1 protein-coding gene is annotated in these 13199 nt (G+C 55.2%); it reads right to left on the reverse strand.

Going from position 1 to position 13199, the window contains the following annotated elements; all coding sequences use genetic code 11:
- A partial coding sequence (locus tag D3222_RS22305; RefSeq protein WP_118988072.1) for a non-ribosomal peptide synthetase occupies positions 1-13199 on the reverse strand: 13199 nt, incomplete at both ends.

Below are 13199 nucleotides of genomic sequence, written 5' to 3' on the forward strand. Positions count from 1 at the left end.
CAGATTCACGTACCGACGGGTGTTCTATCAGCCGGGCTTCAATTTCCCCCGGTTCAATGCGGAAACCGCGGATTTTCACCTGCTGGTCGTTACGGCCGACAAACACTAAATCCCCTTCCGGCAGATAACGGGCCAAATCCCCGGTACGGTACATGCGCGCATCCGGTTTATCACTGAACGGGTCAACCAGGAAACGTTCCGCCGTCAGTTCAGGGCGATTCAGATAACCCCGCGCCACACCCGCGCCACCAATATACAATTCACCGATTGTCCCCAACGGCACCGGTTGACCGTATTTATCCAACAAGTAGAGCGTCAAATCGGGAATACGTGTCCCGATAGGGCTGGTTATCTGCGCCACATCATGAGGACTCAGTTCCCGATAAGTCACATGAACCGTCGTCTCCGTGATACCGTACATATTCACCAACCGGGGCGACGTCTCTTCACGCAGGCGATACCACGGCCGCAACATCCCCGGATCGAGGGCTTCTCCCCCAAAGATGATATAACGCAACTGGTCCGGTAATGGGTTGTCGACATAACTGGCAATAAAGGCTTTGAAAGCACTCGGTGTCTGATTCAACACGGTGATACCGTGCTGACACACGAATTGATGCAGCTCCTGAGGTGAACGGACGATCGCATGTGGCACCAGAACCAGTTTTGCGCCGTAGCGTAAAGCCCCCCACAATTCCCATACCGAGAAATCAAAGGCGATGGAGTGCAACAGGCACCAAATATCCTGCCGGTTAAAGTGATACCAGGATTCAGTCGCCTCAAACAAACGCTGGATATTACGATGCTCGACCATCACCCCCTTCGGCGTCCCGGTCGAACCGGAGGTGTAAATCACATACGCCAGGTGCCGGGCAGTCAGCTCAGGGACCTGCGGGTTACTATCCGGCTGTTCAGGCAGGGTATTCGGGTCAAGTACGGTCAGCGCAGCCAACGTTTTCTCGTCCAGCGCAGCGCGTCCGGCCTTATCCGCCAGCACAATAGCCGGGGCGGCATCGGTCAGAATATGGGCCAGACGCTCTCCGGTATAGACCGGGTCCAGCGGCACATAGGCGCCACCGGCTTTCAGTATTGCCAGTACCGCCACCACCATTGCCGGTGAACGTGATACGCAAATCGCCACCCGCTGGTCCGGTTCTACCCCCAGAGCAATCAGCTGATGGGCCAGCCGGTTGGCGCGGGTATTTAATTCGGCGTAACTGAGGGTTTGCTCTTCATACACTAATGCTATCGCATCAGGGGTTTGCTCCACCTGTTGTTCAAATAATTGATGAACGCATAACGCCTCAGGATAAGTGCTTTCCGTCGCGTTCCAGGTTTCCAGCAACAATGTACGTTCCGCTTCCGGCAAGATTTCCAATGCCCGAACGGGCCTGTCCGGCTCTTGCTCAAGCGCACCCACTAGACTTTCCAGTGCCCGCTGCATATAACCACATAGACTTTCCGGATCAAACGGCTGCACTACCTGAGCCGTCAGCCCCAGAGATTCGCCAAAATCCTCCACTGATAGCATTAACGGATAGTTAGTCCTTTCCTGTCCACCAATAAATTCAATACCGCTGATGATGTCATCCGACGCTGCCAGCAAGGTATTATGCCGATAATTCAGCAAGCTATTAAAGAGAGGGATCTCACCCTGCACACCACTGCAACGCTGAGCCAGTGCCAGTGACGCGTGCTCATGTTCCAATAGTCCGGCGAGCCGAGCATGGGCGGCCTGCACGCTGTTCCGTACCGAGGTCTCATCGATATCCAGCCGCAACGGCAAGGTATTAATAAACAGCCCCATACTGCTGTCTGCCCCTTCCCCTGCCTGCATACGCCCAAACAACACTGTGCCAAACACGACATTCTTCTGACCACTGGTACGCGCCAACACCTGCGCCCAGGCCAAATGACACAAGACCGCCAGACTGACGCCCAGATGTCTCGCCTGATGACGCAAACGGTCATTTAACCCAGCTGGCAACATCCGGTGAACTTCCGTCACTTGCGAACCATCACGATGCACCTCCGTCAAACCAAACGGCAAGGTCGGTTCATCTACCTCCGCCAGCATGTCGGTAAAGAAACGGGTATGCTCCTCCTGACTCACCCCCAACCGGACCTGAGCCACCAGATTGCGGAAAGGTGTCGGCACAGGCAGACTCTCCTCCTGACCTGTCAGATACGCCTGGACTTCACGGCGCATCACTTCCATCGTTTCATGGTCACCGATCAAGTGATGATGCAATTCCAGTAACAACCAATGACCATCGGTTTCCTGAGTGATGACAAAACGCAATAACGGGGCTTCGCTCAGGTCGAGACGATCATAACGCGGATCAAAGCACCGAGTTAACTGGTCACTGACTGGGCCATCAGCCGGATTCAGTGTCAGTTCCATCACCGACAATGGGGCCTGACGCCAGACCACCTGCGCCGGGACTGACAATCCCTGCCAGAGAAAAGCGGTACGCAAAATATCGTGCCGATCAATTATCTGTTGAACCGCCGCCAGATAACGATCCAACAGTGCCCGGTTAGCAAAAGCCATCTGCCCCGTCAACAGATAGGGATCACCCTCATTTGCCAACAGATGGTGGAACAAAATACCGTCCTGCAACGGTGACAGCGCATAGATATCCTGAATATTGGCGATTCCCCCCGGCACTTGCCCGACAATGTGGTCAATGTCAGCTTGGGTCAAATCTATCAGCGGCAACATCGCCGGCGTCAGCACCGTAGTATCCGGTGTAATACGGTTGTCAGGCACTTGAATTTCACTATGCTGAACCAGAGATTGTGCCAAAATACAGAGTGTTGGATGCTGGAATAACGTTTTTACCGATACACTCAGACCGATACGCCGCAATCGTTCAATCATGCGCACGGCAAGCAGCGAATGACCACCAAGCGCAAAGAAGCTGTCATGCCGACTAATCTGTTCAACACCCAGCAACTCACACCAGACAGCCGCCAGCATCGTTTCTATCTTCCCTTGCGGTGCTTCATAGATCTGACGGGCAAACGCCTCCTCCGCCGGTGCGGGCAACGCCCGACGATCCAACTTGCCATTCGGGGTCTGCGGTAAAGTATCCAGCCGCACAAAAGCTGCCGGTACCATATAGTCAGGTAAAACTGCACTCAAGTATTCACGCAAACGAACCGCCAACCCCTCATTTGCTTCCGCCGCCACATAGGCGACCAGCCGTTTGCCCTGATCATCCTCCCATACCAACACTGCCGCCTCTTGCACCAACGGGTGTTTCTCCAGCCTAGCTTCAATTTCTCCTAGCTCAACCCGGAAGCCACGAATTTTAACCTGCTGATCGTTACGTCCCAGGAATTCCAAATTACCATCCGGCAAGTAGCGGGCCAAATCCCCAGTAACATACATCCGCGCGCCGGATACCGGACTAAAAGGATCCGGTATAAAACGTTCCGCGCTCAATTCTGGCTGGTTAAGGTAACCCCGTGCCACGCCCACGCCACCAATATACATTTCACCGACACAGCCTAATGGCACCGGTTGACCGTATTTGTCCAGCAGGTAAACGCAGGTATTTTTAAGCGGTCGGCCGATAGAACAATCATCGGCTGGGGATAAAACCTCCTTACAGGTCGCTGTCACGGTATTTTCCGTCGGGCCATAGGCGTTCAATAGTCGGGGTCGGTGGATCTCTCGCACAAACCAATCCTGAATGGAGCTCTTTTTCACCGCCTCACCACCAATGATAATGAGCCGGAGACAATCCGGTAGCGGTAATGCATCGTTGTCTCTGACAATCAGTTCAGACCAAAATAACGCGGGCAGAGACATCACCGTGATACGGTTCCGCCAGGCTAAGGAGATAAACTCCGACATCGACGCCAGCCAACTGTCATCACGCATGACCAACGTGGCGCCATTGCATAATGTCGAGAAACACTCTTCCACTGAAACGTCAAAAGCAAAGGAAGCAAATTGCAACATCCGATCTTGCGCCGTGACCGCATAGGTCTCATTAAAGCCCAAGTGACGCTGATACACCGCCTGATGTTCCACCATCACCCCTTTTGGTTGCCCAGTCGAGCCAGAGGTATAGATGACGTAAACCAAGTGCTGTGGCGTCAACGCAGGGACCTGCGGGTTGCGGTCCGACTGGTCTGGCAAGGTATTCGGGTCAAGTACCGTTAACCCGCCCAACACCTTATCACCCAATGCTACTCGTCCGGCCGCATCAGCCAACGCCACTGACGGAGTCGTATCATTCAGGATATACGCCAACCGCTCCAGCGGATAGGTTGGATCCAACGGCACATAGGCCCCGCCAGATTTCATCACTGCCAGCAATGCCACCACCATTGCCGGTGAACGTGACACGCAAATCGCCACTCGCTGATCCGGCTCGACCCCCAGAGCAATCAATTGATGGGCCAGCCGGTTGGCGCGGGCATTTAATTCGGCATAACTGAGGATCTGCTCTTCATACACTAACGCCGTGGCCTGCGGGGTTCTTTCCACCTGTTGTTCAAACAACTGATGGAGACATAACGCCTCAGGATAAGGGGTTTCCGTCGCGTTCCAGGTTTCCAGCAACAGTTTGCGCTCCGCCGGTGCCAGGATATCGATCTCCCCGATCCGCTGCTGAGCATGAGCGACCATGGCTTGCAGCACCGTGTGCAGATATCCCACCTGTCGCTCCATTGTCGATTGATCAAACAGAGCGGTGGCATAACTCAACTCACCGACAATCCGCCCCTCCTCTTCTGACAAGCCTAGTTCAAGATCAAACTTGATAATATCAACGGCTTGATCGACCGGTGACACTGCCAGCCCCGGTAGTTGCCATGCCGTGCTCTCATTGTTCTGCCAGGCAAACATGACCTGGAACAGCGGGGTATGCGCCAGTCGGCGCGGCGGCTGCACGATTTCCACCACCCGCTCAAACGGTAAATCCTGATGTTCCTGTGCCGCTAGAGCGGTCTGCCGTACACGCGCCAATAATTCAGTCACCGTCAGATCACCCGAAACATCCATGCGTAACGCCAGCGTATTGACAAAGCATCCGATCAGCGGCTCTACTTCCTGACGACTGCGGCCTGCACTCGGTGTACCAATCACCACATCGTCCTGACCTGACAGGCGCGACAGGACCACCGTCCAGGCTGACAACAGCGTCATAAATAACGTGACACCGTGCTGCTCACTCAGCCGTTTAAGCGCCGTCGTTAATGCCGGATCCAGGTTAACCAGCACGGCATTCCCGGCAAACGACTGCTCAGACGGACGAGGCCGATCAGTAGGCAAATCCAGCAAGACCGGCGCGTCAGCCAGCAGAGTACGCCAATAGTCAGATTGAATCTGAACACGTTCCGCTGACAACCACTGACGCTGCCAGCCTGCATAATCTGGGTATTGAATCGCCAGCGGTGGCAATGGATCCGGTTGCCCGGCCAAAAACGCCGTATAGAGTGCGCTCAGTTCACCTATCAGCACATCGACAGACCAACCATCGGAAATAATGTGATGCTGGGTGAGCAGGAACCCGTATTCGTCATCGGTAAGCCGGATAAGACTGGCGCGGATCAGCGGGCCACGGTTAAGGTCAAATGATGCGCAGGCTTCCTCGGCGCACAGGCACTCAAGAACATCCTGCGCATCCGGGAACCCGCGCAGGTCATGTTGAGATAACAGTAAGCCGCCATCCGGTGCCAACAACCTCACTTGTGGCTGACCCTCAATAGAGACAAAGACAGAACGTAACGCTTCATGGCGAGCAAACAAAGCGTTAAGTGCTTGCTGCCAGGCAACAATATCTAGTGAACCACGCAAACGCAACGCGATCGGTATATGATAAGTCTCACTGACGCCATCAAGTTGAGCAAGGAACCACAAGCGCTGTTGAGCGAATGACAACGGCAACTCACCCTCGCGGGATATCGGCAGGATGGCGGACAATGCTCTGTCTTGCTTATCAAGCCGGGTAGTGATGATCTCCTCAGCAAAGGCAGCCAAAGACGGGGATTTGAACAGCTTGGTCAGCGGCAATTCAACATCGAAAGCGGCCATCCGGTTCATCACCCGTACCGCCAACAGTGAATGCCCCCCCAGGGCAAAGAAATTATCATGCCGGCTGATCTGTTCAATCCCCAGGATTTCACACCAAATCGCCGCCAGGGCGATTTCCGTTTCTCCCTGCGGTGCAGCGTAAACCTGACGGGCAAACGCCTCTTCGTCCGGTGCCGGCAGCGCACGACGATCCAGCTTACCGTTCGGGGTTAACGGGAAGGCATCCAGCTGCACAAAGGCCGACGGCACCATGTAGTCAGGCAACTGAACGCTCAGATGCTCACGCAGGCGATTAGCCAGCCTCTCATCCGCTGACGCCACCACATAGGCCACCAGCCGTTTATCCGGCCCTTCACCCTGCGCCAATACCACCGACTCACTCACCGCCGGGTGTTCCGCCAACCGGACCTCAATTTCACCCAGCTCAATACGGAATCCGCGGATTTTAACCTGCTCGTCGTTACGGCCCAGGAATTCCAGATCACCGTCTGGCAGATAACGGGCCAAATCCCCGGTACGATACATCCGCGCACCCGCTATTGGGCTAAAGGGATCCGGTATAAAACGCTCCGCGCTCAGTTCCGGTCGGTTAAGATAACCGCGCGCTACCCCGACGCCACCAATATACATTTCACCCACACAGCCTAATGGCACCGGTTGACCATATTGGTCCAGCAGGTAGATGCGGGCATTTTTAGCCGGCCGGCCAATAGAATGCGCATCGGCTGGGGATAATACGTCTTTATAGGTCACCGTCACGACATTTTCAGTCGGACCATAACCGTTCAACAGCCGGGGCCGGTGGCCTTCCTGCCTAAACCAATCCTGAATGGCGTTCTTTTTGACCGCCTCACCACCAATGATGATGAGCCGGAGACAATCCGGCAGCGGTAACCCCGTATCTCTGGCCGCCAGTTCAGACCAGAACAGGGTCGGTAGTGACACCACCGTAATACGATATTGCTGGGTTAAAGCAATAAATTCCGGCATCGACGCCAACCAACTGTCATCGCGAAGAACCAGCGTAGCGCCATTGCATAATGACGAGAAAAAATCTTCCACTGAAACATCAAACGCAAAAGCGGAAAATTGCAACAGCCGGTCTTGTGCCGTGACAGAATAGGTGTCATTAAAACCCAGATAACGTTGATAAATCGCCTGATGCTCTACCATCACCCCTTTCGGTTGCCCGGTTGAGCCGGAGGTGTAAATCACATACGCCAGATGCTGTGACGTCAACGCCGTGACCTGCGGGTTGCTGTCCGGCTGGTCTGGCCGGGTATTCGGGTCAAGCACTATCAGCCCCGTCAGCGCGGCTTCACCCAACGCCATCCTACCGGCCGCATCAGCCAAGACCACTGCTGGGGCGGTATCATTCAGGATATACGCCAGACGTTCCCCTGGATAGGTTAAATCCAGCGGCACATAAGCACCACCGGCTTTCAGTACCGCCAGCAAAGCCACCACCATCGCCGGAGAGCGTTCCACGCAAATCGCCACCCGCTGGTCCGGTGTGACACCCTGCGCAATCAACTGATGGGCCAGGCGGTTGGCGCAGGTATTTAATTCGGCATAACTGAGGGTCTGCTCTTGATACGCCAGTGCCGTCGCCTCCGGAGCCCGCTCCACCTGTTGCTCAAACAACTGATGAATACATAACGCGTCAGGATAGGCGGTTTCCGTGGCATTCCAGGTTTCCAGCAACAGCGTGCGTTCCGTTTCCGGCAGGATATTCAACGCCCGTACCGACGTTTCCGGTGCCTGCTCAAGCGCCTCCACCAGACTCTCCAGCGCCTGCTGCATATAACCGCATATTCTGTCCGGATCAAACGGCTGCACCGCATTAGCCGTCAGTCCCAAAGTGGATCCCCCGTCCTCCACCGACAGCCCAAAGGGATAGTTAGTGCTCTCCTGCCCGCCCAGGAATTCAATCCCGTCCATCGTTTCATTCAGCGGATCCTGTTGATCATTATGCCGATAGTTCAGCAGGGCACTAAAGAGAGGCGTACCACTGGCAACCCCACTGCAACGCTGGGCCAGCGCCAGTGACGCATGCTCATGCGCCAGCAACCCAGCCAGCCGTAAATGAGCCGCCCGCACGCTGTCCCGTACCGGGGTATCATCGATATCCAGGCGTAACGGCAGGGTATTGATAAACAGCCCCATCCCATTGTCAGCCCCTTCTCCCGCCGCCATGCGCCCAAACAGCACAGTACCAAACACCACGTTCTCCTGACCACTGGTATGGGATAACACCTGTGCCCAGGCCAGATGACACAGCGCCGCCAGACTGACACCCAAATGCCGGGCCTGATAGCGAAGACGGTCATTTAACCCGGTAGTCAGCATCCGGTAGGATTCCCTCTCCTGAGATCCATCATGATGCACGTTCGCCAGCCCAAACGGCAATGTCGGCTCATCCACCTCCGCCAACATGTTAGTAAAGAAGCGGGTATGTTCCTCCTGACTGATACCCAACCGGGCCTGCGCCACCAGATTGCGGAACGGCACCGGCGCCGGCAGGCCGTCTTCCTGACCCGTAAGATACGCTTGTACTTCGCGATTCATCACATCCAGCGTGGTATGGTCACCAATCAGGTGATGCAGCAATTCCAGTAAAAACCAGCGGCCATCGGTCTCCTGAACCACGACAAAACGCAGCAGCGGTGCCTGACCCAAATCAATACGATAATGACGGGGATTAAAACGTTGAACCAGTTGATCACCCACCGGCCCATCAGCCGGGTCCAACGTCAATTCAGTGACCGACAACGGTGCCTGACGCCAGACTATCTGAGCCGGCACTGACAATCCTTGCCAGATAAAGGCGGTACGCAGAATATCGTGCCGATCAACCATCTGTTGTACCGCGGCCAAATAACGGTCCAGCAAAGGCCGGTCAGCAAACGCCATCTGGCTGATCACCAGATACGGATCCCCTTCATTTGCCAATAAGTGGTGGAACAAAATGCCATCCTGCAATGGCGACAGGGCATAGATATCCTGAAGATTAGCCACCCCACCCGGTACTTGCCCGACGATACGGTCAATGTCAGCCTGAGTCAGATCGATCAGCGGCAACATCACCGGGGTAAGTGCCGTCGTCGCTGACGTAATGACATTCGGTGGCACCACCACGGCCTGGTGCTGCCCCAACGTTCGAGCCAGTTCAGACAACACCGGCGACTGGAACAGGTCACGCACCGCCAGTGTCAGCCCCCGGTTACGTAAGCGTTCAATCATCCGTACCGCGAGCAGTGAATGACCACCCAGAGCAAAAAAGCTGTCATGCCGGCTGACCTGTTCAACCCCCAGTAATTCACGCCAAATAACCGACAGGGCGATTTCTGTTTCGCCTTGCGGTGCCGCGTAAACCTGACGGGCAACGGCTTCACCATCCGGCGCCGGTAACGCACGACGATCTAGCTTACCGTTCGGGGTCAATGGCAACGCATCCAGACGCACAAAGGCGGACGGCACCATATAGTCAGGTAAAGTTGCACTCAGGTGGGTACGCAGGCTATTCGCCAACCCCTCATCCACGGGTGCCACCACATAAGCGACCAGACGCTTATCCTGCGCTTCTCCCAACGCCAACACCACCGATTCACGTACCGACGGGTGTTCTATCAGCCGGGCTTCAATTTCCCCCGGTTCAATGCGGAAACCGCGGATTTTCACCTGCTGGTCATTACGGCCCAGGAATTCCAGATTACCGTCCGGCAGGTAACGCGCCAAATCCCCGGTACGGTACATGCGCGCATCCGGGTTGTCACTGAACGGATCAACCAGGAAACGTTCCACCGTCAATTCTGGCCGGTTCAGATAACCCCGCGCCACACCCGCGCCACCAACATACAATTCACCGATTGTCCCCAACGGCACCGGTTGACCGTATTTATCCAACAAGTAGAGCGTTAAATCCGGGATACGCGTACCAATAGGGCTGGTTATCTGCGCCACATCATGAGGACTCAGTTCCCGATAAGTCACATGGACCGTCGTCTCCGTGATACCGTACATATTCACCAACCGGGGCGACGTCTCTTCACGCAGGCGATACCACGGCCGCAACATCCCCGGATCGAGGGCTTCTCCCCCAAAGATGATATAACGCAACTGGTCCGGTAATGGGTTGTCGACATAACTGGCAATAAAGGCTTTGAAAGCACTCGGCGTCTGATTCAACACGGTGATACCGTGCTGACACACGAATTGATGCAGCTCCTGAGGTGAACGGGCGATCGCGTGTGGTACCAGAACCAGTTTTGCGCCGTAGCGTAAAGCCCCCCACAATTCCCATACCGAGAAATCAAAGGCGATGGAGTGCAACAGGCACCAAATATCCTGCCGGTTAAAGTGATACCAGGATTCAGTCGCCTCAAACAAACGCTGGATATTACGATGCTCGACCATCACCCCCTTCGGCATCCCGGTCGAACCGGAGGTATAAATCACATACGCCAGGTGCCGGGACGTCAGCGCAGGGACCCGCGGGTTAACATCCGGCTGATCCGGCAGGGTATTATTCGGGTCGAGCACGGTCAGCGCAGCCAGCATTTGCTCGTTCAGCGCATCACGTCCGGGGTTATCCGCCAGCAAAATAGCCGGGGCCGCATCCGTCAGAATATGGGCCAGACGCTCTCCGGTATAGACCGGATCCAACGGCACATAGGCGCCACCGGCTTTCAGCACCGCCAATACCGCTACCACCATTGCTGGTGAACGTGACACACAAATCGCCACCCGCTGCTCGGGTACGACACCCAGTGCAATCAGTTGGTGGGCCAGCCGGTTGGCACGGGCATTTAATTCGGCATAACTGAAGAACTGATCTTCATACACTAACGCGGGCGCATCAGGGGCTTGCGCCACCTGCTGTTCAAACAATTGATGAATGCATGACGGGTCAGGAGAAGCAGTTTCCGTCACGTTCCAGGTTTTTAACAACAACGTACGCTCCGCTTCCGGCAAAATCTCCAACTGTCGTACCGGCGTTTTCGGAGCTTGTTCCAGTACCTCCACCAAGCTCTCCAGTGCCTGTTGCATATAGTCGCACAGGTTTTTCGGATCAAACGGTTGTACTACCTGAACCGTCAGCCCCAGAGACTCACCACAATCCTCCACCGACAGCACTAACGGATAGTTGGTCCGCTCCTGTGCACCAATAAACTCAATGCCGCTTATCAGCTCATCTGACGGTGCCGACAGGGCATTATGCCGATAATTCAGCAAGCTGCTAAAGAGGGGGATCTCCCCCTGTACACCACTGCAACGCTGGGCCAGCGCCAATGAAGCATGTTCATGTTCCAATAGTCCGGCCAGTCGGGTATGGGCAGCCTGCACGCTGTCTCGTACCGGGGTATCATCCATATCCAGCCGCAGCGGCAACGTATTGATAAACAATCCCATACTGCTGTCTGTTCCTTCCCCGGCCTGCATACGCCCAAACAGTACGGTGCCGAACACCACTTGCTCCTGCCCACTGGTACGCGACAACACTTGGGCCCAGGCCAGATGACACAATGCCGCCAAACTGACGCCCAGATGTCGCGCCTGATGACGTAAACGGTTATTTAGCCCGGCTGACAACATCCGGTGAGATTCCGCCACCTGTGAGCCATCACGATGCACTTCCGTCAAACCAAACGGCAATGTCGGTTCATCCACCGCCGCCAACATGTCAGTAAAGAAACGGGTGTGTTCTTCCTGGCTGACACCCAGCCGGCCCTGCGCCACCAGATGGCGGAACGGCACCGGCTCAGACAGGCTATCCTGCTGTCCGTCCAGATAAGCTTGTACTTCACGGTTCATTACGTCCAGTGTGGTATGGTCGCCAATCAGGTGATGCAGCAATTGCAGAACAATCCAACGACCATCCATTTCCTGTGCCACCACAAACTGCAACAACGGTGCCTGATTCAGGTCAAGACGATAATGACGGGGATCAAAACGTTGCATTAATTGATCGCAAACCGGACTGTCAGTCGGATCCAGGGTCAGCTCCATCACTGACAACGTGGCTTGACGCCAAACCACCTGAGCCGGCACAGATAATCCTTGCCAGATAAAAGCGGTCCGCAAGATATCATGACGATCAATCACCTGTTGCACTGCCGCTAAGTAACGGTCTAGCAAGGATCGGTCAGCAAAAGCCATCTGACTGACCACCAGATACGGATCCCCTTCGTTTGCCAGTAAGTGGTGGAACAAAATACCGTCCTGCAATGGCGACAGGGCATAGATATCTTGAATATGGGTTATCCCTCCTGGCACCTGCCTGACGATGCGGTCAATGTCAGCCTGAGTCAGATCGATCAGTGGCAACATTTCCGGGGTGAGTGTCGTCGTCGCTGATGTAATGACATTCGGTGGCACCACCACAGCCCGGTGCTGTCCCAACGTTTGAGCCAGATCTGATAACACCGGAGACTGAAACAGGTTACGCACTGCCAGCGTCAACCCCAAGTGACGCAAACGTTCAATCATCCGTACCGCCAGCAGAGAATGACCACCCAACGCGAAGAAATTGTCATGTCGGCTAACCTGCTCAACGCCCAGCAACTCACACCAAATCGCCGCTAATGTGATTTCCGTATCCCCTTGTGGCGCTTCATAAACCTGACGGGCAAACGCTTCATTATCCGGTGCCGGTAGCGCCCGGCGATCCAGCTTACCGTTCGGGGTCAACGGAAGTGCATCCAGTCGCACAAAGGCCGTTGGTACCATATAGTCAGGTAAAGTTGTACTCAGGTGGGTACGCAGGCTATTCGCCAGCCCCTCATCCTCAGGTGCCACCACATAAGCCACCAGACGCTTATCCTGCGCATCCCCTAACGCCAACACGGCAGATTCACGTACCGACGGGTGTTCTATCAGCCGGGCTTCAATTTCCCCCGGTTCAATGCGGAAACCGCGGATTTTCACCTGCTGGTCGTTACGGCCGACAAACACTAAATCCCCTTCCGGCAGATAACGGGCCAAATCCCCGGTACGGTACATGCGCGCATCCGGTTTATCACTGAACGGGTCAACCAGGAAACGTTCCGCCGTCAGTTCAGGGCGATTCAGATAACCCCGCGCCACACCCGCGCCACCAATATACAATTCACCGATTGTCCCCAACGGCACCGGTTGACCGTATTTA

It is taken from the genome of Photorhabdus sp. CRCIA-P01, assembly GCF_003545805.1.
Lineage (GTDB): Bacteria > Pseudomonadota > Gammaproteobacteria > Enterobacterales > Enterobacteriaceae > Photorhabdus > Photorhabdus antumapuensis.